We start from the raw sequence: 25859 nt of genomic DNA, 5'->3' as shown, positions 1-25859 counted from the left end.
GAACAGCGCTGCGGCGCAGGTCACACCATGGCATTTCGTAGCGGTCCGGCTCTCCGCTGCGATGGAAGGTTCGCCGAAGAATGGCGCCCCTGTTCGGGCGTCCCCCGAACAGGCTGATCCTTTACCGACAGGGGTAGCAATGTCGGAATACACCGTGTGGTGGAGTGCAAAGGGGAGGACGATGACTTAATGTGCAAGCTCGTTCCATGCGGACGAACGGTTGCGCCATGACTAGGGGAAGTTCTAGGCTGCAACGGCCTGGCCGCTCCGCCAGCCTCGACCCTGCTAGTCGTGTGCCAACCTGAGTGCTGAGGAGTACCCGTGGGCGACAGCGTTCTAGATGCCGCGCTGACGACGGTCGGCGCTGCCAACGACGACGCGCCCTGGGACAGGTTCGACTCCTACGAGTACTACTGGCACAACTACGGCCGTCTGCGCCACGACGACGCCCTGATCATCGACATCGTCGCCGACTTCTTCGTGCACTGCTTCGACCGCTCCCAGCCCCGCGCCCTCGCCAAGGCCATCGACGTCGGGTCGGGCACCAACCTGTATCCCGCGCTGGCCATGATGCCGTTCTCGTCGCGCGTGACGTTGTTCGAGCGCTCGCACACCAACCGGCAGTGGCTGATCGACGCCTTGGTGAAGCCGCAGCCCACGTGGCGCGACGAGTTCTGGAGCGCGATCGCGCAGAACCGTCCGATGTACCAGAAGATCAAGGACCCGCTCGACGTGCTGGCCGGGCGGGCCTGGGTGACCAAGGGCAACGTCTTCGCCCTCCAGCCCGAGCAGTACGACCTCGGCACGATGTTCTTCGTGGCCGAGTCGATCACCACGAGGGATGACGAGTTCCGGCGCGCGACGCTGAACTTCGTCGACTCGCTCAAGCCGGGCTCGCCGTTCGCCGCGGCCTTCATGTGCCGCTCGGAAGGGTATTTCGTGGGCTCCACCTTCTTCCCGGCATGCTCGATCGACGACGCCGACGTCGAGCGGTGCCTTGCCCCCGTCGCCCGGATAAGCCAAATTAAGAGGGTCGACAGCGACGACCTCCGCGACGGCTACAGCGGGATGATCATCGCGACGGGCTGGAAGAGGTAGCACTCCCACGGACGGGTAGGTAACGGCACACCTATGCAGACCCAACCGCGTCAACAACTGCTCGACATCTGGCAGGCAACTGCGCGGGTCTCCTACCGCGACGAGAAGTGGGTCTCCGACGGCGACGACGGCGGCAACTCGATCAGTGATGCGGAGCAGTTGCTGTGCATCATGGCGCCGGCCACGCAGATTCCGCTGTTCCGCCTCGACCGGCCGGACGCGGTCGCCGGCGATGTGCTGGAAAAGTTGCGGGCGCTGGGCGACAACCGGCAGATTCCCGTACGCATGATCCGCGCGCTCACCGCGTACATCGACAAGTACACCGCACCCGACGGCACGCCGATCTTCTCCGGCAGCGGCTACTACCGCTCCGATGTGGAGGACGAGGAGATCAAGCAGGCGCAACGGGATCTGGACGTGGTGGACTCGTTCTCGATCTCGGTGACGCTGATGCTGGCGATCGCCGGCTTCCTCAAGATCTTCCGGCAGGAGCTCGGCCGTCCCGCGCTGATCGAGCTGGTCGACCAGTTGGAGCAGAAGGCGAACCGGCGGCTGTCGGCGGCGATGGCCGGCCTGCTGCGCAGCTTCGCGGTCAACGTGTTCTCGGCCGACAGCGACTTCGGCGACGAGCTGATCCGCACGGTCAACCAGCAACGGCGCCCGGTCCAGCAGGTGGTCGACGAGCTGCGCGAGGCGCTGCGGGAGATCAACGCCCGGCTCCGTGACGACGTCACCATCGGTTCCGGCGCCGCCGAGGGCAGCGAGCTCGACAACCCGAACCGGCTCTTCGAGTGCGGCTGGTCGTGGGGCGTGGTCCGCGAGGCGCCCGACATCGAGACCCAGGCCAAGATCGGCGTGCAGAAGCCCGGCGTGGCGCAGAACGCGCCCTACCTCTACTTCACCACCGTCGCCCTGGACGCGATCCAGGAGCTCACCTCGCCGCGTACCCGGCTGCTCGGCCTGCTCGACCCCGAGCAGGCCCGTCTCACCCAGTCGCTGCAGCTGCGTTTCGAGCTCACCCAGTCGTACTGGGCGACGATCGCGACCTTCGGCGGCGGCCGGTGGCCCTTGGAAGACCTTCCGTGGCGGACCACCGACGGCATCGAGGCCGACTACTTCAGCCTGCTCATCGGCGGCATGGTCGTGCAGAACATGCAGTCCGTCGGCGCCTCCGACACCGACCGCCGGCGCGTGGCCAACGTGATGGAAGACCTCGCGGCCCGCAGCCGCATCACCCGGCGCTCGACCGAGCCGGAAAGCGCGATAGCGGTGCATCACCCGGGCATGCACTTCCCGCTCGAGGGCAGCGAGGACGTGGGCGGCCCGACGCTGGCGTGGACGGTCGCCGACATCTCGCCGACGCTGTTCCGGCGCACGCTGAACCTCGCCCAGATGCTCACCGACGGCGCCGCCCGCAGCCGCATGATCGCGCTGTCCGACGCGATCTGGAAGCACCTGCGCTCCCGCATGATCACCGACGGGGACGACCGGGGGCTGTGGGACCGGCCGGCCGGCGCGTTCCCGTACCTCGCCAAGAACGACGACGGCCCCGGCACGGTCTCCTGGTACTACACCAAGCGGGTGGTCGACTGCCTGGTCGCGGCCGCCCAGCTGATCCAGGAAGCGTCGCCGCCCAGCGACCTGCTCGGCCGGGTCGCGGACGACCTGCTCAACGAGGCCGAGTACCTGTACGACCGGGAGCTGCTCAACGGCACCACCACCCGCGGCATGGGGCTGAAGGTCGAGCTCGACCAGATCGGCCTCGAGCTGCGCCGGGCCCGGTCGGTGCGTCCGCGGCGCCCGGGCGTGGCGATCGCCCTCGCCGAAGAGGTGCTGAGCCGGCTCGACCGGCTCTCGGCGGCCCGCGGGGCGGACAGCGGGCTGACCTGATGCTCATCTTCGCGACCTCCGACAAGGGCGGCACGGGCCGGTCGGTGACCAGCTGCAACCTGGCGTACCGGCACGCGCTGCAGGGCAAGGACGCCTGCTACCTCGACTTCGACTTCGGCTCGCCCACGGCCGGCGCCATCTTCGACCTGCCGGACGCGCTCGCCGGCGTGGCCGGCGGTGGCCTGCACAGCTACCTGATCGACGGGGAGACCGAGCCGAAGGAGATCAACATCTGGGCGGCGTCGCAGCGGGAGTCGCTGCGGGCGCGGCCCACCGGTGCGGGCGAGCTGACCCTGCTGCCCGGCGACCGCGGCCGGGGTGAGTTCAGTTCGGGGCCGGGCATCGTGGAGCGCTGCACCGAGCTGCTGCTGCGCCTGTCCGAGGAGTACGACCTGGTCCTGGTCGATCTGAGCGCCGGCCGCTCGTACGCCACCGAGATCGTCCTGGAGGCCACCGCGGCGGCGGCGATCCCGGCCCGGTGGATCGTCTTCCACCGCTGGACGCGGCAGCACATCATCGCCGCGAGCAACCTGGTGCGGGGCCCGCAGGGCATCCTCGACACCGGTGAACAGAAGGGCCACCAGCGGGCCGACCTGGAGGAGAACATCCGATTCGTACGGACGGCGGTGCTCGACCCGTCCGCGCCCGAGCAGTTCGGCCTGCGCCCCGAGCAGCTCGCCTGGCTCGACGTGTGCAACCGGCGGCTGCAGGGGCTGGCCAGCCGCAGCGGCGTCGGGCAGGCCAAGCTGCTCGGCGAGGTGCCGCTCGACCCGGTGCTGCAATGGCAGGAGCAGTTGCTCTCCAACGACGACGTCTGGCTGTACCGCACGGCCAACGAGCGCACCGTCAACGCGCTCGAGGAGCTCGCCAAGAAGATCGTCGACGAGAGCGCGTGGGAGGGTCTGTGACCACCGCGGACGACGTGTTCACCGAGGTGAGCGCGGTCCCCGCGGTCCGGTCGGTCGCCCTGTCGCACCTGTCGATCGAGCTCGGCCACCTCTACATGGACGACTACCGTCTCGGCCCGCAACGGCTGCGGGAGCATTTCGGGCGGGTCGCGCCGTGGGTGCGGGTGGCCGCCGGCCAGGTCACCGCGGCCCGGCCGCGGATCAGCACGTGCTTTCTCGTCGACGACTACTTCACCAGGTTCTCCACGCCGCGCGAGGTCGTGACCGCGCTGGTGGACGCGGCCGGCGCGAGCGGCCTCGAGATCGACTACGTGGCCCGGGAGTCCGGCTGCGCCCGCGTCGGCGACCTCGACCTGGCCTCCGTCGTGCAGGCGCACATCGTCGACGAGCCGCCCGAGGGCGCCAACGGCGGCCGGCCGCCGGCCAGCGTGTCGGGCTGGCTCACCAACGGCGAGCGCTCGCCCTCGACGGCGGCCTCGGCGATGTCCGCGCCCCGGCAGTGGGTGCCGCCGCGCGAGAGCGCCATCCGCAACCACTCGATCTTCGTCGACGTCGAGCTCTGGAACGTCGAGAACGGCGAGCGGAAATGGTCCTGCCCGTTCCTGGCGGCGGTCTGGCAGCTGCAGCGGCTCGGGCTGCTGCGGCACCTCGGCGAGCCGGTCGCCGAGCCGGTGCCGGCCCGGCCCGGGGAGCTGCCCGAGCAGTGGGACGCGATGCCGGCGGTCGTGCGGCTCAACCCGAAGGCCGCGGCGTTCCGCGCCTACCGCACGTTCAACGTGCTGGACCGGCGGTTCCTGGCGATCGAGCACGCGGTGCGCACGATCCTGAGCCAGGTCGCGGCCGACCCGCTGGCGGCCGGGCAGGTGCTCGAGCGGGCCGGCGCCGAGGGCCTCGACCTGCCGGACGAGACGATCGAGCGGATCGGCTACCTCTTCGTCTGAACGGGGCGCAGCTCGCGGGAGACGTCCCACAGCTCCCGGAACAGCTGCGAGCACTCCTTGACGCGTGAATCGGTGAGCACCAGCCTGGTCTCGGCGACCTGCGCCTTGCTGGGATCGGTGGTGGTGGGCGTCGTCTCGTACGCGAGAATGTCGTCGAACAGAATCAGATCACGCACCTGGACCTGCAACGGGGTCGGCACCGCGGTCCGGTCGAGCAGGCGCACCTCGATCAGCATCTGCCGCTGTTCCTCGTAGGCCCGGCGCAGCTGCGGATCGTGCTCCATGTCGGGCGACTCCAGCACGAAGATCCGCCGCACCCGCCGGCCGTCGCGGGCCGCCCGCCGCTGCGCGTCCAGATAGCGCTGGCCGATCTCGCTGTTCCACAGGTCGTGGTCGACGGCGGCCAGGCTGATCGCGTCGACGCTGGTGGTGGCGGTGCGGGTGAGCCCGAGCAGCCAGTCGCGGTCCTCGCCGTAATAGGTGACCGTGCCGCCCTCGGCGAGCTGCTTGAGGAAGTCCGACATCTCCTTGATCTTGGCCTGGACGAACTTGTAGACGATCGGCGGCGAGTCGGGCGAGATGTTCGTCGAGTTGCGCACCAGCTGGGTGACCAGGTCGGTCTGCAACGCCGACGCCTCGATCAGCCCGAACAGGGCGGTCGCCTCGCTGATCTCCGAGAACGCGTCGCCGACCAGCTTCTTCATGTCCGCCATCCCCTCCCGCTCGAGGTCCTCGACGGAGGCCAGCCGGTTCTCGAAGTCGACCAGGAAGCGGACCATCAGCGCGATGCCGCCGATCAGGATGGACAGGATGATGCAGATCGCCTGCGGCTGGTCGAGCCCGTTGGTGACCAGGAAGGTGACGCCGCCGCTGGCGACGGTGAGCAGCGCGGTCTTGATGACGCCGCTGGTGCCGTTCCCCGTTTCCCGCACGGCGGTCTCGGCGCTCACCGGCGGGTCGCCGCGGACAGGGACTCGGCCAGCATCACCGAGAACTGGTCGCGGACCCGGGTCGTCAGCGCGGTCCACTGCCGGCTGAACCCCGCCCGTCGCTCGAGGACGGTCCACATCGCCTCGGTCAGCTCGTCGGCGTGGGCCGCCGGCATCCACAGGTGCAGCAGCCTGTCGATGGCCGGGCCGAGCCGCCGCAACGTGTCGCCGCGGGGTAACTGGCCGATCGCCGACTTGCGCACGCTCTCGATGAGCGTGGAGAGGAGCCAGTCGTGCAGGGCGACGTCCTCGCAGGCCGTGGCGAGCCGTCCGGCGTCGCGGCGGCCGACGGTGAAGCTCAGCAGCCGCAGCCGGCGGTCGTGGACCTCGAAGTGGACGCCGGAGAGCGGGGCGTCGTCGCCGCCGACCCGGGCCACCCATCTCAGGCGGGAACGGGCCGCGCGAAAGGAGTCCTCGCCGCCGCGCGCGGCGCTCTGCACCTCGTTGGTGGCGCGCTGGGCGACGGCGCCGAGGTCGAGGAAGGACGGTGCGCGGCCGGGCCCGGCGAGCTCGGCGGCCAGCGAGTCCCAGCGCGGCCGGCCGACCGTCTCGATACGGCCCGGCCGGGCCAGATAGTGCGACCACGGGCGGCGGGCGGTGTGCTCCGCGGGCACGATCGTCGCGTACGCGGAGCCCTGCACCACCTCGTTGTCGGTGATCGCCGCCCGCTGCAACGCCGTGCCGATGCCGCGCGCCTGGCCGGCGGCCAGCGTGCAGTCCACGCCGACCGGGCGCTCCGGTGAGCGCACATAGGACCGTGGCCGGGTGGCGACCAGCACCCGCTCGCCGGCGACCAGCTCGACCAGCCTTCGTCCGTCGTCACTGGAGGACGGGTCGCGTCCGCGCAGCAGTCCGGTGTCCACCTCACCCACGACGAGCACGTAGGGCCCCCATTCTTCGGCGGCGCGGGACCTGTGGGGGATGGAAGGCAGGGCAGCGCGGGTCGTCGATGACCGTCTGCGCGCCCCAACCATCTCCGCACCGCAGCGGCGCGTCCCCGCCCGCATGACGCCAGCCTGTCGATTGCACCCCAAAGACCCGAGGAATGCAACCGTCAGTGATCGATCCAGCGCGGTCAGTGTACGTAGCATCAACGCGGGGGTGATTCAAGCTTCGGACGCCGTATGCGCATCGTCCGCACATTCATGTTCCTCACGTGGCATCGTCCCGCGGCGAACCATCGATCACCGTTAGCGTCGGAAGATGGACCGAGCCGATGTGCTCGTCGTCGGCGCCGGTGTCTCCGGGCTGACCACGAGCGTGCGACTGGCCGAGCACGGCGTCCGCGTGCTGATCCGCGCCGAGGCCGCGCCCGCCGACACGAACTCGGCCGCCGCCGGCGCCATCTGGGATCCGATCTACGCCGAGCACCCGCGGGTCCCCGCCTGGGCCGAGGCCAGCTACAAGGTGTTCTCCCGGATGGCGCTGGAAAATTTTCCCGGCGTACGGCTGGTCCGCGGCGTCGAGGCGTCCCGGCTGCCGATCACCTCGCCGGGCTGGGCGCGCGAGCTGCCCGGGTTCAAGGAGTGCACCACCGACGAGCTGCCGGCCGGTTTCGTGCACGGCTGGCACTACACGGCTCCGATCATCGACATGCCGCCATACTTGGCGGCGCTGCAGGCGATGACCCTGGCCTACGGCGCCGAGATGCACTTCGGCGAGCGGATGACGTCGCTGCCGGACGGCTTCGCGGACGCGCCCATCGTGGTCAATTGCAGCGGCTCCGGCGCCCGCCACCTGGTGCCCGACCCCACGGTCCAGCCGATCCGCGGCCAGCTCGTCGCGATCAAAAATCCCGGCCACCAGGAGTTCTTCGCCGAGCACACCGAGCAACTCGGCGAGATGATCTACCTGCTGCCCCAGGGCGACCTGCTGCTGCTGGGCGGCAGCGCCGAAGAGGGCATCGCCGACCCGAAGCCCGACCCGCTGGTGGCCGACGCGATCATGAAGCGCTGCGGCGACATCTTTCCCGAGATCCGTACGGCCGAGGTCGTCGGCCATCGCGGCGGCATCCGCCCGTCCCGTCCCGTGATCCGCCTCGAGCACGAGAACCGCGGGGACCGCCACATCGTCCACAACTACGGCCACAGCGGCGCCGGCGTGAGTCTGTCGTGGGGCTGCGCCGACGACGTGACCGAGATCGTGCTCGGGCTGCTCGGGCGATAGGTCCGGGGCTCACCGGCCTTCCCTGACCGGCCTTCCCTGACCGGCCTTCCCTCACCGGCCTTCCCTCACCGGCCTTCCCTCACCGGCCTTCCTTCACCAGCCTTCCCTCCCCAGCCCTTCCTCATCGGTTTTGCCTCATCGGTCTTCTCTCATCGGGAAGAGGATCGGGCTCAGCAGGTGGGGGGCGCGGTCGCCGGCGGGCTCGTTGCCCAGGACCGGGAGGATCGCCTCGCGCAGGCCGGCGATGAGTTTCTCCCGCTCGGCGGGCGTCAGCCAGATCGCGTGCTGGCGGTAGCCGACCAGGTCGGACGCCGGGTCGGGGTCGCCGTCCAGATAGGAGCCGAACTCGGCGAGCAGGACGGCCGTCGCGGTGGCGAACGCGCGGCGGTGGTCGTCGGTGGTCGCGGACGCCGCCGTTTTCGCGTCGATGACGGCGCGGTCGCGGCGCAAGCGGTAGCTGCGCTCGACGAAACCCCGCACGCGCTGTTCCCCGGCGACCTCGATGATGCCGGCCTCGGTGAGCAGGGCGACGTGCCGGTAGACCGTGGCCTGGGAGACGTCGGGCAGCCGGGCGCACAGGCCGGCCGTGGTCACGGTGCGGCCGGAGAGGGCGTGCACGATGCGCAGCCGCACCGGGTGCAGGAGAAGCTCGACCGGGTCCATTCCCCAATGTTCGCACGGCTGCTAATGTTCGCAGCCATGAGAACAATGGTCGGCGGGGTGGCCACCTATCGGTTCGGCGACGGCGGAGCGCGCGTGCTCTACCTGCCCGGGGCGGGCCTGGTGGGGCTCGATTTCCTGAATCTCACGAAACTTTCCGGGGCGGCGCACCTGCTCTATGACCGCGGCGGCACCGGCTGGAGCGCGCCCGTTCCCCTGCCGCGCAGCGCCGCCGCGGTGGCGTCGGAGCTGCGCCAGGTCGCCGGCGACGGGGAACATTTCCTTGTCGGGCATTCGATGGGCGCGGTCTACGCGCGGCGTTTCGCGCAACTTTTCCCCGAGTCGGTGGCCGGGATGCTGCTGCTCGATCCCGGCCACGAGGATCTCTTCGCGCACCTGCCGCCCGAGGCCGCCGCGCTCAACGATCAGATGAAGCCCGACCCGGCGCAGCTGCCCGACCTGACGGCCGAGCAGCGTGCCGCCGCGAAAGAGGCCTGGGCGAAGATTCTCGGTTCCTGGCCATCATCGGTACGCGACGAGCTTGCCGACCACCACGTGGAGCACTGGCGCACCGGCCTGCTGGAGGCGGCGAACCTGGAGAGCGAGGTCTACGGCGAGCTCCGGAAAGGCGGGCCGCTGCCGGACGTGCCGGTGATCGTGCTGTCGGCCGGGGCGGGCAACCCGGCGTGGCAGGGTTTCGGCTCGCCCGAGCTGATCCAGCGCGCCCTCGACGGCATCCGCGAGCTGCACGCCGGGATCGCGAAGTCGTTCACCCGGGGCCGGCACCGCGTCGTCGAGGGCGCGACCCACAACTTCATGCACATCGAGCAGCCCGACACGGTGCGCGACGCCTTATGTGAGCTGATCGCCGACGCCACCTGAACGCGGCCCGGAAAGCCCGGCGCGAAAGAGGCCACAGCGCGGCGCGGCACAGCACGAAAGCGCGGCACAGCACGAAAGCGCGGCACAGCACGAAAGCGCGGCACAGCACGAAAGCGCGGCACAGCACGAAAGCGCGGCGCGAAAGCGCGGCGCGAAAGCGCGGCGCGAAAGCGCGGCCGGGCGCGAGCCGCGACGGCCGGCCGGTTGGCGCCGGCCGGCCGTTGCGGTCGTGCGGCCGTCATGGACGGCCGCGGGTGTCAGCGGCCCTCGAGTGACTTCACGTTGTCACCGAAGGTCCAGCCCCTCGAGCCGTCCCAGTTGATGGACCAGGTCATCACGCCCTTGATGGAGCTGACGCTGTTGTAGGCCTGCGACACCAGCGACGGCGTCATGTAGCCGCCGCCCGCGCCCGACTGGGCCGGCAGGCCCGGCACCTGCTTGTCGTAGGGCACGCGGATCGTCGTGCCCTGGATGGTCAGGCCGTTGTTCAGGCACTGGGTCTGCACGGTGAAGCCCTGCACCGTCCCGGCCGAGTAGGAGTCGCCGGAGCAGCCGTACATCGAGCCGTTGTAGTACTGCATGTTGAGCCACCACAGGCGGCCGTTGTCCACGTACTTCTTGATGATCGGCAGGTACGAGCCCCAGATCGAGCCGTAGGTGACGCTGCCGCCGGTCACGTACGCGGTCTCGGGCGCCATGGTGAGCCCGAAGTTGGACGGCATCTGGGCGAGCACGCCGTCGATGATGCGGATCAGGTTGGCCTGCGAGGTGGACAGCGTCGTGATGCTGCCGCTGCCGGTCAGCCCGGTCTCGATGTCGATGTCGATGCCGTCGAAGTTGTACTGCTTGAGGATCGGCACGACGGTCGCGACGAACCGGTCGGCGACCGCGCTGGACGACAGGTCGATGCCCGCCGCGGCCCCGCCGATCGACATGACGATGGTCGCGCCGGATGCCTTGGCCGCGCACATCTCGGCCGGCGTCGAGACCTTCACGCCGGCGTCCATGCCGTTCTCCCACAGCACGGTGCCGTCGGAACGGATCACCGGGAACGCGGCGGCGATCACGTTGTAGCCGTGCTGGAGGATGCGGCTGTCGTTGATCGGGACCCAGCCGAGGCCCGGGTGCACGCCGTTGGAGGCGCCGTCCCAGTTCTCCCAGTAGCCCTGCAGCACCTTGCCGGCGGGCCGTGACTTGACCGCGCAGGTCGAGCCGGTCGGCGGGGTCGTGGGCGAGGTCGTGGGCGGCGTGGTGGTGGGCCGGGTGGTCGGTGGCGTGGTGGGCGGCGTGGTGGTGGGCCGGGTCGTCGGCGGCGTCGTGGGCGAGGTCGTCGGGGTGCCGGTGCACGCGCCGAGGTCCTTCCACAGCGACGGCGTCGCGGCCGGGTTCCAGCCCGCCCCCGCGTACGCGGTGTGGGTGACGAGCGCCTGGTAGAGGTGCCCGCTGTAGGTCACCTGCTGCCCGGCCGTATAGGTGGGCCCTTCGGTCCAGACGGTGCCCGAGCAGGCCACGGCCGCGAACGACGTGCCCTCTCCGGCGACGGCCACGGCCAACGCGCCGGCCGTCACCGCCACCCCTGCGACCAGCGCTAACAACCGACGACGAACGCCCATGGCAGCCCCTTTCATCGACGAACGTGACCAACTACACCCATATCGTGGCGTTCACATTCGTAAATATCAAGGCTTCTTAACAGTGAGGGGGACGCCGAGGAACTCCGCGAAGGGGGTAAGCGCTTTCTCGGCCGCCCGGGCCGGCAGCCGCTCCAGCGGGAGGACCGTCACGGTGACGCTCTTCGCTCCCAGGACCCGCTTCCAGGTGGCGACCACGCGCCCGTCGCGCACGAGCGTCGACTGGAAGACGCCGTTGCCGCCCGGGATGATCGCCGCCAGCTGGTCGGGGGTGGCCATGAGCGAGCGATCTTTGTAGCCCAGCAGGTATTCGTCGAAGCCGGACAGCGCCAGCCACCCGTCGAAAGCGGAAGCCGCATCCAGCGCGGACGCGGACGCGATCATCTCGACCCCGTCGACGTCGACCGCCGCCAGGGCGTCCCCGGCGACCGCTATGCCGGCCTTGCAGTCGGCCATCGTCAGCCCGGTCCAGCCCGCGAAGTCTTTGCGGGTCGCCGGTCCGTGGCTCTGGAAGTACCGCAGGGCGATCAGGCCCAGCGCCTCCTCGCGGGAAGGCCGCAACGGCTCGGGCGCCCACTCGTCGAGGAGCACGAACGTCTGTTCCTTGCCCACGTGCGGCGCGATCGCCGTGACACCGCGCTGCGACGCGTACCAGAGCAGGTGGTAACCCCGCTGCCCACTCACGTCGATGCCGCCGGACGTCAGCGTCTGCATGCACTCGGATCGCGTCAGGCGCCTGCCGCCCGCCAGGGCGTCGCCGAGCAGCTCGACCGCACGATCGGCCGTCTTATCGTCGAGGCCGATGCTCTCGCGGCGCTTCGCGGCGCCGGCCAGCAGCCGCACCCCCATGAGGTCGAGCATCCAGTGCGCGTCGGCCGACGGGACAAGATGCACGGTGCCGCGCATCGGCCAGGTGCGTAGCACGGAGCGTTTCTCGAGCGCGTCGTTGACGTCGGCCAGCGACCAGCCCGGCAGGCGGGCGCCGAGCGACCACAGCATGCTGTTCGCATCTTGCGACTGCATCGCGCCGAACCACGACACGATCTCGCCGACCGACGAGGGCGCGTTGCCCCGCAGCAGCAGGCTGGAAAGCCGCAGGCCCAGGGCCGTCCGTGAATCCATGGGACGACCCTAGGCCGCGGGTACGACAAATTCGCTCAGCGGCCCCGCGCCGCCCGGTAGAGCTTGATCAGGTTGTTCGTCGACGAGTCGTCGTCGGCCGCCGGCGCGGACGACCCGGTCAGCTTGGGCGCGAGCTGGTTGGCCATCACCTTGCCGAGCTCGACGCCCCACTGGTCGAACGAGTTGATCTGCCAGATCGTGCCCTCGGTGAACGTGATGTGCTCGTAGAGGGCGATCAACTGCCCGAGGATCGACGGTGTCAGCTTGTCCGCGATGATCGTCGTGGTCGGGTGGTTGCCCTGCATGACGCGGTGCGGCGCCACCTTCGGGTCGGTGCCCTCCGCCTCGACCTGCTCCAGCGTGCGGCCGAACGCCAGCGCCCCGGTCTGCGCGAAGAAGTTCGACATGAGCAGGTCGTGCATGCCGCCGATGTCGTGGTTGGGCTGCGCGAACCCGATGAAATCGGCCGGGATCAGCTTGGTGCCCTGATGGATGAGCTGGTAGAAGGCGTGCTGCCCGTTGGTGCCGGGCTCGCCCCAGAAGACCTCGCCGGTCTGGTAACCGACCGGGCTGCCGTCCAGGCGCACCGACTTGCCGTTGCTCTCCATGGTGAGCTGCTGCAGGTAGGCGGCGAACCGGTGCAGGTACTGCGAGTACGGCAGGATCGCGTGCGACTGGGCGCCGAGGAAAGTGTCGTACCAGACGTTGATCAGGCCGAGCAGGGCCGGCACGTTCGACTCGAGCGGCTGGGTGCGGAAATGCTCGTCGACGGCGTGGTAGCCGGCCAGCATGTCGGCGAACTGCTCCTTGCCGATCGCCACCATCACCGACAGGCCCACCGCGGACGGCAGCGAATAACGGCCGCCGACCCAGTCCCAGAAGCCGAACATGTTGGCGGTGTCGATGCCGAAGTCGGCGACGCGCTGGGCGTTCGTCGAGACGGCCACGAAATGTTTCGCGACCGCGGCCTCGTCCTTGAGCGAGGCGAGCAGCCAGTTGCGCGCCTCGGTCGCATTGGTCAGCGTCTCCTGCGTGCCGAAAGTCTTCGACACGATGATGAACAGCGTCGTGGCCGGGTCGAGGTCGTGGGTCTTCTCGTACAGATCGGTCGGGTCGATGTTCGAGATGAACCGGCACTCGATCTCGGGCGTCTTGAAGGCCTTCAACGCCTCGTACGCCATCACCGGCCCCAGGTCGGACCCGCCGATGCCGATGTTCACGACGGTCCTGATGCGCTGCCCGGTGTGACCGGTCCACGCGCCCGAGCGCACCTTGTCGCTGAACGACCCCATCCGGTCGAGCACCTCGTGCACCTCGGCGACCACGTCCTGACCGTCGACGACCAGCGTCGCGGTGCGCGGCAGCCGCAGCGCGGTGTGCAGGACGGCGCGATCCTCGGTGACGTTGATGTGCTCGCCGGCGAACATCGCCGCGACCCGCTCGGTCAGGCGCGCGCGCGAGGCCAGGGCGAGCAGCGCGGTCATGACCTCCTCGGTCACCAGGTTCTTGCTGTAGTCCACGGTGAGGTCGGCGACCGTCGCGGTCAGGCGCCCGGCGCGCCCCGGGTCGCTGCCGAACAGGTCGCGAAGGTGCACCGCCGAAAATTTCTCGGCGTGGCCCTGCAGGGACTGCCACTCGGCGCTGCCGGAAACGTGTTCGCTCATTGCCCCAGTCTCTTCCCTTGAACCCGGACTCTCATCGCCATCCTGGCACGAAACGGAGACGCTCGTGGCGTAGCGCTGGTCATAGAGATCGCACAGGCCGGGCACAAGGCCGACGTAGCCGCAGCACCCAGGGTTGACGCCATGACGACGTTGATGGAACGCCCTCGGGTGGCCTCGCCGAGACACGGAGCACCACCGCCGCCGCCCCGCGCGCGACGATGGCCGGTCCTGGCCCTGCTCGCTGCGACCGCGGTGCTCTACCTGTGGGACCTGAGCGCCTCCGGCTGGGGGAACAGTTTCTACGCCGCCGCCGCGCAGGCCGGCGCGCAGAGCTGGAAGGCCTGGCTGTTCGGCTCGCTCGACGCCGGCGACGCCATCACCGTCGACAAACCGCCCGCCGCCATGTGGGTGATGGGCCTGTCCGCCCGCATCTTCGGCGTGAACAGCTGGGCGATTCTCGCCCCGCAGGCGCTCATGGGCGTGGCGAGCGTGTACCTGCTGTACCTGACCGTGAAGCGCTGGTTCGGCCCGAACGCGGGCCTGCTGGCCGGCGCGGCGCTCGCGCTGACCCCGGTCGCGGTGCTGATGTTCCGCTACGACAACCCCGACGCGCTGCTCGTGCTGCTGATGACGGCGGGCGCCTACACCACGACCCGGGCGGTCGAGAAGGCCTCCTGGAAGTGGCTGGCGCTCACCGGCATGCTGCTCGGTTTCGGCTTCCTGACGAAAATGATGCAGGCGTTCCTGGTGCTGCCCGGCTTCGCCCTGGTCTACCTGATCGCCGCGCCGACCGGGCTCGGCAAGCGCATCCGCGACCTGCTCATCGCCGGCCTCGCCCTGGTCGTCTCGGCCGGCTGGTACATCGCCCTCGTCTCGCTCTGGCCCGCGTCGTCACGCCCGTACATCGCCGGCTCCACCAACAACACGCTGTGGGAGCTCGCGCTCGGCTACAACGGCCTCGGCCGCATTTTCGGCGGCGACGGAAACGGCGGCGGCGGGGGTGGCGGCGGCGGCAACACCGGTTTCGGCGGGTCCACCGGCATCGGGCGTCTGTTCGGCGAGTCGATGGGCACCGAGATCTCGTGGCTGCTGCCGGCCGCGCTGATCGCCCTGGTCGCCCTGCTGGCCTGCACCTTCACCGCGCCCCGCACCGACCGGGCCCGCGCCGCGGTCGTCATGTGGGGCGGCTGGCTGCTCGTCACCGGCATCACTTTCTCGTACATGAGCGGCACCATCCACCCCTACTACACCGTCGCCCTGGCCCCGGCCATCGCCGCGCTCGTCGGCATCGGCGGACGGGTTCTCTGGCTCTACCGCGCGAAACTTTGGAGCCGGGCGCTGCTCGCCGCGATGATTCTCGCGACCGCGGTGTGGGGTTCCGTGCTGATGGGACGCGCGGACTGGCTGCCGGTGCTGCGCTGGGCGTCGCTTGCTCTCGGCGTACTCCTCGCTCTTGTGCTCCTGGTTCCGGCGGCGAAGCTGCGCGGTTTCGCGATGGTCGCGCTCGTCGCGGCGATTCTTTCGGCCGGCGCCTCCGGCGCGGCCTACGCGACGGCGACAGCTTCCGTCGCTCACACCGGCTCCATCCCGGCATCAGGTCCGGCAAATTCAGGGGGTACGGGCGGCGGCGTCGACAACCGCATGGGCGGGGCGGGCGGCTTCGGCGGCCCGTCGGGGTCCGGCTCCTCGTCCGGGTCCGGGTCTTCCACCTCCGGCTCCACCGGCTCGTCGTCAAGCTCCTCGTCCGGCTCCTCGTCGGCCGGCTCCTCGTCTTCCAGTTCTTCGTCCTCCGGCTCCGCCTCCTCCAGCTCGTCCACCGGCTCGTCGTCCGCGGCCCCGGGCGGCGGCGGTGGCGGGATGGGTGGCACGAGCAGCAACAGCGAGCTGATCGCGCTGCTGGAGGCCGGCACCACCAAGTGGTCGGCGGCGATCAGCGGCGCCACCTCGGCCGCCGAGCTGGAGCTGGACAGCGGCACCTCGGTGATCGCCCTGGGCGGCTGGAACGGCAGCGATCCGAGCCCGACCCTGGCGCAGTTCCAGGCGTACGTGGCGGCCGGTCAGATCCACTATTACATCTCGGGCGGCGGCATGGGCGGCGGCGGTGGCTCCTCGACCGCATCGTCGCAGATCGCGGAATGGGTGGCCGCGCACTACACGGCCACGACGGTCGGCAGCGCGACGGTCTACGACCTCACCCAGGCCGCGACCAGCTGACCGTCACCCTTTCGGAGCCCCGTGCCAGCCAGGCGCGGGGCTCCTTCCGTTAGCATCGCTTTTCGCCTTGTGAACCCGCCGGGGAGCGTGCATGACCTTCTTCCGCCGCCTGTCCCGGCTGGCCCCGCTCTCCGCCGTGACCGCCGGCCTGCTGGCGATGCTCATCGGCATCACCAGCTCGGCGGCGATCGTCTTCGCCGCGGCCCGGGCCGCCGGCGCCGACAGCGCCGTGCTGGCCTCGTGGATGCTCGCGCTGGGCGTGGGCATGGGCCTGACCTGCATCGGCCTGTCCCTGCGGTACAAGGCGCCGATCATCACCGCCTGGTCGACCCCGGGCGCCGCGCTGCTGGCCACCGGCCTGGACGGCCTGACCCTGCGCGAGGCCACCGGCGCCTTCCTGATCTCGGCGGCCCTGATCACGCTCAGCGGCGTGACGGGCTGGTTCGCCCGCGTGATGAGCCGCGTCCCCGTCTCCCTGGCGGCGGCGCTGCTGGCCGGCGTGCTGGTCCAGTTCGGCACGGCGCTGTTCGGCAGCATGGAGAAAGATTTCGCGCTGGTCTTCACGATGTTCGCGGTCTACCTGGTGTGCCGCCGCCTGCTCCCCCGCTACGCGGTCCTGGCGGCGCTGGCCGCCGGCATCGCGATCGCGGCCGCGCTCGGCGAGCTGCACCTCTCCTCGGTCGACCTGGCCTGGGCGAAACCCGTCTTCACGGCGCCCTCGTTCTCGTGGCAGGCCGCGATCGGCGTGGCCCTGCCCTTGTTCGTCGTCACCATGGCGTCCCAGAATCTCCCGGGAGTGGCGGTCCTGCGCAACGACGGCTACGACGTGCCGGTCTCCCCGCTGATCACCTGGACGGGGGCCACGAACTTCGTCCTGGCCCCGTTCGGAGCGTTCGGCCTCAACCTGGCCGCCATCACCGCGGCGATCTGCACCGGCCCGCAGGCCCATCCCGACCCACGCCGCCGCTACCTGGCGGGCGTCTGGGCGGGCGTCTTCTATCTGGTGATCGGCGCGCTGGGGGCGACCGTCGGGTCGTTGCTGCTCGCGCTGCCGGCGCCGATGGTCCTGGGCATCGCCGGCATCGGCCTGCTGGGCGCGATCGGCTCGTCGCTGACCTCGGCCCTGAGCGACACCCGCTGGCGCGAGGCGGCGGTGGTCACATTCCTGGCCACGGCCTCGGGCGTGAAGCTGCTGGGCGTGGGGTCGGCCTTCTGGGGGCTGATCGCGGGCCTGCTGACGGCCGTGGCAACGGGCGCGATCAGCCGTCGCGCACACGCCGCCGACGCTCCGACCGACGCCCCGCCCCCGGCCGAAGCCCCGACGTCGGCCGAAGCCCGGACGTCGGCCGAATCGCCCGCCCTCGCCGGAACCCCGGCGGCCGCGGAAACCCCAGCCGCTGCCGAGGCCGCAGCCGACGCCAGGCGCACCGGGCCGTGACGCCGCGGCCGCGGGACATCACTCGCTGAACAGGGCGGCCAGGTCGGGCGGGCGAAAGTTGGGGCCCTTCTGTACCTTGCCGTCACGAACCACCGGCCGGCCGTCGTCGCCGAGCTTGCTCATGTTGGCCCGGTGGACCTCGGCGATCACGGCGTCCAGGTCGATGCCATGGGTGACGGCAGTTCCGTAGGCGACGTAGACGACATCGGCCAGCTCACGCGCCAGCTCGGCCAGGCGCTGCGGCGACGGGTCCAGCTGGGCGGCGGCGGAAGCCTCGGCCACCTCGCCCACCTCCTCGTCGAGGAGACGCTGCCGCACCGCGGCCAGCTCGGGCGGGATCGGGGTGGGCCGGTCGGGGTGCTCGAGGCCGAACACCTCGTGGAACTCACGGACCATCCGCCACGGGGACTCGCTCACGCCCGGCACCCTACCGACGCTCCACAACGACGCCGCCGACGCGCGCCGTGAGCTCAGTCACCGCCCGCGCAGGGAACGCAACGTGTGACCCGTGGCCTGCTTGAACAGATACTCGGCGCGCTCGTACGACAAGCGGGCCCGCCCTGTGTGCGGGCACCGGTCCGCGGTCGCGGACGGCGACGGCCGCCGATCGGTGCGGAACAACGGGCCCGCGGCGCGGCCGGCCACCAGCTCGGGCAGCAGTTTCGCGGCCCCGGAGCGCCACGACACCCAACGGCCGCCGACCCGCGCGCGGCGATCCTCCAGGTCGAGGTCCTCGACGTTGAGCGCCAGCACCGAGGTCACCGCCGCCCCCGACTCGTGCAGCAGAAGCCAGAGGGTCCGCTCGCGTACCGAGTGACGCGGCTCGGAAAGCAGCGCCGCCAAAGTATCGGGCGAAATGAGCCGCCTGGGCGCGACAGTTTCGGGCCGGCGGGTCAGCGCGGCGGCCAGGGCCGGCCGGGACGACCAGGTCGCAAAGGACCGCAGCGTGGCGCGGTGCCGGTTCCAGGTCTTGCCGGCGGCGGCGCCCCACGCCGTCGTGCAGACCTCGGCCACCCGTTCGGGCGTCAGCTCGTCGAGAGGAAAGCTGTCGCCCAGCGCCCGGCTCAGCCGGCCGAATGTCTGCCGATAGGACCGCAGCGTCGCCGCGTCGAGGTCGTCCCTCGCAAGAAACCCCGACACGGCCTCGCCGAAAGTTTCCCGGAGCGGCGAAACCTGGCCCATCTCGGCCGCCCGGCGGCGGAGAAACTCCCGCTCGGGCTCGTTGCGGGTCAGGGTCAGTGCCCGCTCGAACTCCCGGCGCGCCTCGGCCCGGCGCGACAACCGGGCGAGCAGGTCGCCCCGCACCGACGGCAGCAGGTGATAGTCCCGCAGCGACGGATCGGTCAGCAGCGCGTCGGCCTCGGCCAGGCCCGCCGCCGGCCCCCGCGCCATGCCGATCGCGACGGCCCGGTTGAGGCGCACCACCGGGCTGGGCAGCAGGCGGGCCAGGGCGTCGTACAGCGTGGCGATGCGCGGCCAGTCCGTGTCGGCCGCCGACGGCGCCTGCGCGTGGCAGACGGCGATCGCGGCCTGCAGCACATAGGGGCCCGGCGGCGCCCCTAGCGCCCGGGCCCGCAGCATCGCAGCGAAACCACGCTTGATGAGCAGCTGGTCCCAGCGACCACGGTTCTGCTCGTGCAGCAGGATCAGCTCGCCGGAAGGACCGATGCGGGCCGCCGACCGGGACGCCTGCAGCTCCATCAGCGCCACCAGGCCGTGCGCCTCGGCCTCGGCGGGCGCCAGCTCGGCGAGCATCCGGCCCAGGCGCAACGCCTCGCGGCACAGATCCGCCCGGATCAGGTCCTGCCCGGCGGTCGCCGAGTAGCCCTCGTTGAAGACCAGGTAGAGGACCTCCAGCACCGAGTCGAGCCGCCCCGGGGACGCGTGCGACGCGAAATCCACGCCCTCGTCGGCCAGGGTCTGTTTCGCGGCCGCAATCCGCCGCACCACCTGCGGCTCGTCCAGCAGAAACGCGCGGGCGATCTCGGCGGCGGACAGGCCGGCAACCAGGCGCAGGGTCAGCGCGACGCGCGCTTCGCGCGTCAGGGCGGGGTGACAGCAGACGAAAATCAGGCGCAGGACGTCATCCTGCGGTTCCGGGCTTTCCGCGTACGGGACATCGCTCTCGATCGCCGAGTTTCGCTGCTCCCGGCGAATGTGGTCGATGGCCCGGCGCCTGGCGACCGTGGTCAGCCAGGCGCCGGGGTTGTCGGGAACGCCCGCCGACGGCCAATGCTCGAGGGCGGCGACGAGGGCGTCCTGGGCCAGTTCCTCGGCCAGCCCGACGTCGTGCACGAGCCGGGCCAACCCGCCGACGATCTTCGCGGACTCCAGCTTCCAGACCGCGTCGATCGTGCGGTGGACGTCGGGCATGGTCGGCGGCTAGCCGAAGACCTGCTGGATGGTGCCCTCCCCATCGCCGACGATCTTGCGGAAGCGGCGCGCGAGCTCGATCGCCTCCTCCTTCGAGCCGACCTCGATCAGCGCGAAGCCGGCCGCGGCCTCCTTGGCCTCGGCGAACGGGCCGTCGGTGACGGTGATCTCGCCACCCACCGAGCGCACGGTGATGCCGCCGGGCTCGAGGCCGCCGGTGGCCAGCAGCACGCCGGCCGCGGTGAGCTCCTCGATGAACGCCCCCATCTCGGTGAACAGTTTCTGGTCGGGCGGGGTGGACGACGGCTTCGAGATCATCAGGTAACGCATCGCTCTGCTCCTCAGGTGAGGTCGGTGTGTCGCGGACACCCCTTCGTCGGCTCAGCCTAGCGACAGGGAATGGTCGCCGTTCCCTGTCGTATCGGCGAGCCGACGTCAGGACAGACACGAAACCTTTCCAGGAGGAACCCACCATGACCGCAGTTGCTTCTTTCGCCGCCGTTCCCGCCTCCACCACCCGCACCCGTTCCCTGCTCCTCGCCGGGGCGGTCGCCGCGCCGCTGTGGGCGGCAGTCTCGCTCGTCCAGGCGTTCACGCGGAACGGCTTCGACATCACGCGGCATCCGCTGAGCATGCTGAGCACCGGCTCGCTCGGCTGGCTGCAGATCGCCAACTTCCTGATCGCGGGGGCCTTGATGGTCGCCGGGGCAGCCGGCCTGCGCGAGGTGGTCGACAGCCGCTGGGCGCCGCGGCTGCTGGCGGTCAGCGGGCTCGGGATGGTCGCCGCGGGCGTGTTCACGATGGACCCCGCGGACGGCTTCCCGGCCGGCACGCCCGCGGGGCCGGGGGTGCTGTCATGGCACAGTTTCGCGCATTTCGCGAGCGGGACGATCGCCTTCGGCACGCTGATCGCCGGCTGCTACGTGCTGGCCCGCTGCTTCGCCCGCTCCGGCGACCGCCGACGCGCCCTGGCCTCGGCCGCGGCGGGGACAGCGCTGCTGCTCGGCAACGGGTGGGCGATGTCGGGCGGCCGGGCCGGCTCACTGACCCTCGCCGTCGGCGCGATCAGCGCGATGCTGTGGGTCTCGGCGGTGTGCGCGCAACGACGGCGCTGACCGAAGCGGCCCTCGGCCTGACGGCCGCGACAAGGCCTGACGGCCGCAAAGGCCTGACGGCCGCAAAGGCCCGACGGCCGCAAAGGCCCGACGGCCGCAAAGGCCCGACGGCCGCAAAGGCCCGACGGCCGCAAAGGCCCGACGGCCATGAAGGCGCGACGACCATGAAGGCGCGACGACCACCGCGGGACCTGTTCACCGCCGAGCAACTCTCTACCCCGTGCCGGGAAACCGGTGCGGGGTGGCGCGCATCGGCCCGAACAGCCCGGCGGCCGCGCGAGGAGGGTGACCCCGCAGCCGGCGCGGCGCCGCGGCGGGGACTTTGCTGACCTCGTACGAAAAATGCCTGGTAAGAACCGAAAGTTTCCCGCCAGCGTCACGTCGTGTTGTGCATCCTAGGATGCTAGGTTCATGCCGGAACGGGGAACGGCAGGCCGCGATCCAGAAGTTTCGTGGCGTCGCCCGCCGGGAGCGGCCGCGAAAGCAGATACCCCTGCGCGAAATCGCAGCCCATCTCCTGCAGGATCGCGAGCTGAGTTTCGTTCTCGATGCCCTCGGCGACCGTGTGCATGCCGAACCGCTGTCCCAGCCGGACGATCGTCCGCACGAGAGCCTCGTCCTCGCTCTCGCCGCCGAGCCGGTCCACGAACGACCGATCGATCTTGAGGACGTCCATCGGGAAGCGGCGCAGGTAGGCGAGCGACGAATAGCCCGTGCCGAAGTCGTCCATCGCGAGCAGGACGCCCAGCGCCTTGAGGCTCACGATGCGTGCAAGGTTTTCGTCGGTGTCGGTGAGCAGAACACTCTCCGTCATCTCCAGGCACAACTGCCCCGGCGGCATCCCGGTCTCGGCGAGCACCGACGCGACCATCTCCGCGACGTCGCCGTCCTCGAACTGACGCACCGAGAGGTTGACCGCCATCTTCAGCGGGCGGCCCCAGGCGACGGCCTGCCGGCACGCCTCGGTGAGCACCCACCGGCCCAGCGGGACGATGAGCCCGGTGGCCTCGGCGACGCCGATGAAATCGAGCGGCGGCACCATCCCGCGGGTCGGGTGCTGCCAGCGGACCAGCGCCTCGAAGCCGAATATCTCGCCGGTGCGCAGGTCGACCTTGGGCTGGTAATGCAGCACGAGCTCGTCGCGCTCCAGTGCCAGACGCAGGTCGGCGGCCAGCTCCAGCCGGCGCGTCAACGCGTCGTGCATGCTCGGGTCGTACGCCCGGTAACCGGCCCCGCCCGCGTCCTTGGCCCGGTACATGGCCAGGTCCGCGTCACGCTGAAGCTGCTCGATGTCGCTGGCGTCGGAGGCCGACGCGATGCCGATCGAGGCGCTCACGTACAGCTCGCGGTCGTCGACCAGGATCGGCTCGGCGAGCGCGGCGAGGATCTCCATGGCGGTCAGCTCGGCGTCGTCGCGCGCGTTGTCCGCCTCGACGATCACCGCGAACTCGTCGCCGCCGAGCCGCGCCACCACGCGCGGGGCGGGCAGCAACTTTCGCAGCCGCTCGGCAACATGGACGAGCAAGTGGTCGCCGGCGTCGTGGCCGAGACTGTCGTTGATCTCCTTGAAGCCGTCGAGATCGAGGAAAAGTATCGCGATCCGGGAGCAAGCGTTCCGCTCGGCCGCCTCGGCCAGCCGCTCGCGGAAGCCGGCCCGGCTGGCCAGCCCGGTCAGCCCGTCGTAGTAGGCCTCGTGGCGCAGACGGTTCTGCAGCTCCTGGGCCTCGCTGATGTCGCGGGTGTTGAAGACCAGGCCCCGCACGTACGGGTCGTCCAGCAGGTTCGTGATGGTCATCTCGGCGAGCCGGGCCTGCCCGTCCGCGTGCCACAGCATGATCTCGAAAGTTGTCGTTGCGCCCGGGGTGCTCTTGACCTCGTCGATCGCGGCCGCGACCCGCGCGCCCACCTTCCGGCCGGCCAGTTCGCAGAAACGTTTCCCGATCAGGTACGACGCCGGGTAGCCGAAAACTCGCTCGACCGACTCGGACTGGTAGCGCACGGTCGAGTCGGCCTCGAGGATCGCCATCGAGTCGGTGCTCTGCTCGACGAGGGCCCGGAAGCGCAGCTCCCGCGCGTGCAGGTCGGCGGCGCGCTCGGTGACGCGTTCCTCCATGCGCCGCGCGAGCCGCCGGCTCTCCAGCATCAGCAGCGCCTGCCGCACGATGATCAGACCGATGCAGATCGACCGGGTCCAGTTGCCCACGATGCTCGGCGCCCCGCCCATGGCGAGCCGCACGGTCCCGACGATCAAACCCACGACCACGACGGCGTACGGCAGGAGCATCGTCATCGACCGCCGCTCGTCGCGCTCCGTCTCGTCGTCCGCTCCGGCATGCCCGAGGACGGCGGCCACCCCGAGCAGCGCGAAACCGGTGAGCAACCCGGCCGTGCTGAGCCACTCGTACCCGCCGTGGCCGAGGCTGTCGGCGACGGCCACGATGAGCAGGGCGCTGCTGGTCAGGGTGAGGGAACGCAGGTCGGGCACGCCGCGGCGGAGCCGCGAAAGCCCGGCGAGGGCGAAGGTGCCGAGGACGACATCGCCGATCGCGTACGCCTCGTGGGCCCGGCCGTGCAACAGGTGATAGCTGAGCGCGACCAGGGAGGACCCGATCATCAGCGTGTCGACGATGCCGCGGACCTTCTCGAGGGCCGTCCGGTCCGGGATCGGCGCGAGGAACATCGCCGACACCAGCGGGATCATGACGAGGTAGCCCGGACTCACGACGCCGGGCAGCCCGCCGGCGAGCACGCCGAGGCCGAGGCCGGCCCAGGCGATCCGCATCCGGCCGCGTCGCCGCCCGGCCCGAACCAGGCAGGCCGCGGCCGCGCAGACGGCGGTCACGGTGGTGGCGGCGGCGGTGATCGCCGGGGTGGCCGTGTACGCCAGCGCGCCGGCCAGCACGACCACGAGCAGGATTGCCGCGGGAAGCGGGCGCCTGACGGTCATCCGACTCCCTCCCCGCCGCCCGTGATTCCGGGCGCGTGCCCCCGACATGTGCCGTCGGGTCACAGAATCGGGTCGGGCGTGGGCCATCTGAGGAGTTCGGGAGCTCGGCGGCATCGGCGCCGGCTCAACCGGGCGTGGCTGCGGTGAAACAGTGCGGGGCGGCCCGGATTTCCGGTGCCGCCCCGCGTGAGTTCATTTCTTCTTCTTGTTCTTCTTGTTCTTCTTGTCCTTCTTCGACTTCTTAGCCATGGTGGGCCTCCCTTCGACGCCGTCGGCCTCGCGGCCGGCTTCGCGCGGCAACGGGATTCCGCATCGCGCGGGCCGCCGGATGTGGGCAGCGGCCGACCGTTAACATTACGGAAACAGCGGCCGTCGTGGGCGCGTCTGAAAATGAACAACCGGTCGCGTCACGCGCGTCAAACTTGTGGGAGTGCCCACGAAAGCGATGCCAACGATCTGGTGCAGAGAAGCGTGCGCACGGGAATCCGCATGCCTCGCACGCTATCGATCCCCGCCACCCCCTGATCGGCCGAACCAGTTGCGCGACAGCGGTCCGGCGGGGTAGCCAGTCCTCATGATGCCGATCATCGACGGGCACAACGACCTGCCCATGCAGCTGCGCGGCCGCTTCGGTTACCGGGTCGGTGGCCTCGACGAGCCCCGCCCCGAACTGCAGACCGACATCCCCCGGCTGCGCGCCGGCCGGGTGGGCGGCCAGTTCTGGTCGGTCTACGTCCCGTCCGCCCTCAGCGAGCCCGAGGCGGTCGTGGCGACGATGGAGCAGGTCGACGCCGTCTACCGGATGGCCGCGGCCTACCCCGACCACCTGGCCATCGCCTGCACCGCCGACGACGTCGAGCGCGTCATCGGCGAGGGCCGGATCGCCTCCCTGATCGGCATCGAGGGCGGCCACAGCATCGCCACCTCGCTCGGCGTGCTGCGCGCGTTCGCCCGCCTCGGCGTCCGCTACATGACCCTCACCCACAACCACAACACCTCCTGGGCCGACTCGGCCGCCGCCGAGCCCGCGGTCCAGGGGCTGAACGACGACGGCCGCGCCGTGGTCCGCGAGATGCAGCGCATCGGCGTGCTCGTCGACCTCTCCCACGTCGCGGTCGTCACCATGCACGCCGCGCTGGACACGGCTTTCGCGCCCGTCATCTTCAGCCACTCCGGTTCCCGTGCCGTCAACGACCATCCCCGCAACGTCCCGGACGACGTGCTGACCCGCCTGCGGGACAACGGCGGCGTCGTCCAGCTGACCTTCGTCGCCCCCTTCGTCTCGGCGGAGGCCCGCGCCTGGGGGCGGGCCGCCGACGCCGAATGGCAGCGGCTCGGCCTGCCCGGCCCGTCGGCCGACTGGCCGCGCGCCCCGCGTCCCGCGGAGGACCCCGCCACGATCCCGCCGAGCCTGGACGCGGATCCCTTGGCGGAGCCCGCTTTCCGCGCCTGGGTGGCGGCCAACCCGCGGCCGGTCGTGACGGTCGCCCAGGTCGCCGACCACGTCGGCCACGCCCGCGATGTGGCCGGCGTCGACCACGTCGGCCTCGGCGGCGACTTCGACGGCACGACCGAGCTGCCCGAGGGGCTGTCCGACGTCTCGGGATATCCCCGCTTGCTCACCGAGCTCTCCTCCCGCGGCTGGTCGGATGCCGACCTCGACAAACTGGCCGGCCGCAACATTCTGCGGGTGCTGCGGGAGGCCGAGCGCCTCGCGCAGGAACCACTCTGGCCCACCACCCCCGCGCGCTGACACCGACCAAAGTCGACGGTTCCATCGACCTTCGCCGGGCCGGCGTCGACCTCTGGCCGTCGCGGCGC

Annotated in this window: 20 protein-coding genes; 10 read left to right on the top strand and 10 right to left on the bottom strand. The window is 70.7% G+C overall.

The window, feature by feature from the left end; genetic code table 11:
* Window positions 1-321 precede the first annotated feature (321 nt).
* From ACIA5D_RS09695 to ACIA5D_RS09680, 4 genes are read left to right on the top strand one after another with little or no spacing between them, the layout of a single operon-like run.
* Complete coding sequence (locus ACIA5D_RS09695) at window positions 322-1098, top strand: SCO2525 family SAM-dependent methyltransferase (RefSeq protein WP_396029436.1); 777 nt, start codon at window positions 322-324, stop codon at window positions 1096-1098.
* 33 nt (window positions 1099-1131) lie between these two features.
* Window positions 1132-2988, top strand: coding sequence for an SCO2524 family protein (locus ACIA5D_RS09690; protein ID WP_396029435.1), 1857 nt, complete (start codon window positions 1132-1134; stop codon window positions 2986-2988).
* Complete coding sequence (locus ACIA5D_RS09685; RefSeq protein WP_396029434.1) at window positions 2988-3896, top strand: SCO2523 family variant P-loop protein; 909 nt, start codon at window positions 2988-2990, stop codon at window positions 3894-3896. The genes ACIA5D_RS09690 and ACIA5D_RS09685 overlap by 1 nt, the downstream gene beginning before the upstream one ends.
* Window positions 3893-4837 (top strand): SCO2522 family protein, encoded by a 945-nt coding sequence (locus tag ACIA5D_RS09680; protein ID WP_396029433.1) that lies wholly within the window; start codon window positions 3893-3895, stop codon window positions 4835-4837. Before ACIA5D_RS09685 ends, ACIA5D_RS09680 begins: the two co-directional genes overlap by 4 nt.
* Here the strand turns inward: ACIA5D_RS09680 and ACIA5D_RS09675 are convergent.
* Together ACIA5D_RS09675 and ACIA5D_RS09670 are read right to left on the bottom strand one after the other, a co-directional pair.
* On the bottom strand, window positions 4822-5787 hold the full coding sequence (locus ACIA5D_RS09675) for a DUF6879 family protein (RefSeq protein ID WP_396029432.1): 966 nt from the start codon (window positions 5785-5787) through the stop codon (window positions 4822-4824). The two genes, ACIA5D_RS09680 and ACIA5D_RS09675, sit on opposite strands and share 16 nt — an antisense overlap.
* Window positions 5784-6698: an SCO2521 family protein gene (locus ACIA5D_RS09670; RefSeq protein WP_396029431.1), complete on the bottom strand. Its 915-nt coding sequence runs from the start codon at window positions 6696-6698 to the stop codon at window positions 5784-5786. The genes ACIA5D_RS09675 and ACIA5D_RS09670 overlap by 4 nt, the downstream gene beginning before the upstream one ends.
* Window positions 6699-7029: 331 nt before the next feature.
* Here ACIA5D_RS09670 and ACIA5D_RS09665 point away from each other — a divergent pair, with 331 nt between their 5' ends.
* Window positions 7030-7992: an FAD-dependent oxidoreductase gene (locus ACIA5D_RS09665; protein ID WP_396029430.1), complete on the top strand. Its 963-nt coding sequence runs from the start codon at window positions 7030-7032 to the stop codon at window positions 7990-7992.
* 135 nt (window positions 7993-8127) lie between these two features.
* Here the strand turns inward: ACIA5D_RS09665 and ACIA5D_RS09660 are convergent, their stop codons facing one another.
* Window positions 8128-8655, bottom strand: coding sequence for a helix-turn-helix domain-containing protein (locus ACIA5D_RS09660; RefSeq protein ID WP_396029429.1), 528 nt, complete (start codon window positions 8653-8655; stop codon window positions 8128-8130).
* Between the two features lie 36 nt (window positions 8656-8691).
* On the opposite strand from ACIA5D_RS09660, the gene ACIA5D_RS09655 reads away from it, so the two are divergent.
* The gene (locus tag ACIA5D_RS09655) at window positions 8692-9534 is read left to right on the top strand and encodes an alpha/beta fold hydrolase (protein WP_396029428.1); all 843 of its coding nucleotides are present in this window, start codon (window positions 8692-8694) and stop codon (window positions 9532-9534) included.
* Window positions 9535-9791: 257 nt separating this feature from the next.
* On the opposite strand, the gene ACIA5D_RS09650 is transcribed toward ACIA5D_RS09655, so the two are convergent.
* The 3 genes from ACIA5D_RS09650 to pgi all read right to left on the bottom strand — a co-directional run bounded on the left by ACIA5D_RS09650 (window position 9792) and on the right by pgi (window position 13951).
* Window positions 9792-11147, bottom strand: coding sequence for a carbohydrate-binding protein (locus tag ACIA5D_RS09650; RefSeq protein ID WP_396029427.1), 1356 nt, complete (start codon window positions 11145-11147; stop codon window positions 9792-9794).
* A 66-nt stretch (window positions 11148-11213) separates the two neighbouring features.
* Window positions 11214-12287, bottom strand: coding sequence for a winged helix DNA-binding domain-containing protein (locus ACIA5D_RS09645; protein ID WP_396029426.1), 1074 nt, complete (start codon window positions 12285-12287; stop codon window positions 11214-11216).
* A gap of 35 nt (window positions 12288-12322) precedes the next feature.
* Window positions 12323-13951 (bottom strand): glucose-6-phosphate isomerase, encoded by a 1629-nt coding sequence (gene pgi, locus ACIA5D_RS09640; protein ID WP_396029425.1) that lies wholly within the window; start codon window positions 13949-13951, stop codon window positions 12323-12325.
* A gap of 141 nt (window positions 13952-14092) precedes the next feature.
* Here pgi and ACIA5D_RS09635 point away from each other — a divergent pair, with 141 nt between their 5' ends.
* Together ACIA5D_RS09635 and ACIA5D_RS09630 are read left to right on the top strand one after the other, a co-directional pair.
* Window positions 14093-16165, top strand: coding sequence for a glycosyltransferase family 39 protein (locus ACIA5D_RS09635; RefSeq protein ID WP_396029424.1), 2073 nt, complete (start codon window positions 14093-14095; stop codon window positions 16163-16165).
* A 91-nt stretch (window positions 16166-16256) separates the two neighbouring features.
* Entirely contained in the window at window positions 16257-17603 is a 1347-nt protein-coding gene (locus tag ACIA5D_RS09630) for a benzoate/H(+) symporter BenE family transporter (RefSeq protein WP_396029423.1), read from the top strand.
* 18 nt (window positions 17604-17621) lie between these two features.
* On the opposite strand, the gene ACIA5D_RS09625 is transcribed toward ACIA5D_RS09630, so the two are convergent.
* Genes ACIA5D_RS09625 through ACIA5D_RS09615 form a run of 3 tightly spaced genes read right to left on the bottom strand, consistent with a single transcriptional unit; the run spans window position 17622 to window position 20306 of the window.
* The gene (locus tag ACIA5D_RS09625) at window positions 17622-18020 is read right to left on the bottom strand and encodes a MazG nucleotide pyrophosphohydrolase domain-containing protein (RefSeq protein WP_396029422.1); all 399 of its coding nucleotides are present in this window, start codon (window positions 18018-18020) and stop codon (window positions 17622-17624) included.
* A 57-nt stretch (window positions 18021-18077) separates the two neighbouring features.
* The gene (locus ACIA5D_RS09620) at window positions 18078-19976 is read right to left on the bottom strand and encodes a DUF6596 domain-containing protein (RefSeq protein WP_396029421.1); all 1899 of its coding nucleotides are present in this window, start codon (window positions 19974-19976) and stop codon (window positions 18078-18080) included.
* A 9-nt stretch (window positions 19977-19985) separates the two neighbouring features.
* On the bottom strand, window positions 19986-20306 hold the full coding sequence (locus tag ACIA5D_RS09615; RefSeq protein WP_396029420.1) for a YciI family protein: 321 nt from the start codon (window positions 20304-20306) through the stop codon (window positions 19986-19988).
* Between the two features lie 143 nt (window positions 20307-20449).
* Here ACIA5D_RS09615 and ACIA5D_RS09610 point away from each other — a divergent pair, with 143 nt between their 5' ends.
* Window positions 20450-21091, top strand: coding sequence for a DUF998 domain-containing protein (locus ACIA5D_RS09610; protein ID WP_396029419.1), 642 nt, complete (start codon window positions 20450-20452; stop codon window positions 21089-21091).
* Between the two features lie 409 nt (window positions 21092-21500).
* On the opposite strand, the gene ACIA5D_RS09605 is transcribed toward ACIA5D_RS09610, so the two are convergent.
* On the bottom strand, window positions 21501-24038 hold the full coding sequence (locus ACIA5D_RS09605) for a putative bifunctional diguanylate cyclase/phosphodiesterase (protein WP_396029418.1): 2538 nt from the start codon (window positions 24036-24038) through the stop codon (window positions 21501-21503).
* Between the two features lie 574 nt (window positions 24039-24612).
* Between ACIA5D_RS09605 and ACIA5D_RS09600 the strand changes: the two genes are divergently transcribed.
* Entirely contained in the window at window positions 24613-25791 is a 1179-nt protein-coding gene (locus ACIA5D_RS09600) for a dipeptidase (protein ID WP_396029417.1), read from the top strand.
* Window positions 25792-25859 lie beyond the last annotated feature (68 nt).

Origin of the sequence: Actinoplanes sp. NPDC051513, from assembly GCF_044454685.1 — a bacterium.
Classification (GTDB): Bacteria; Actinomycetota; Actinomycetes; order Mycobacteriales; family Micromonosporaceae; genus Actinoplanes.
The sequence above is the reverse complement of the archived record's forward strand: the minus strand, read 5'-3'. Positions and strand labels throughout refer to the sequence as shown.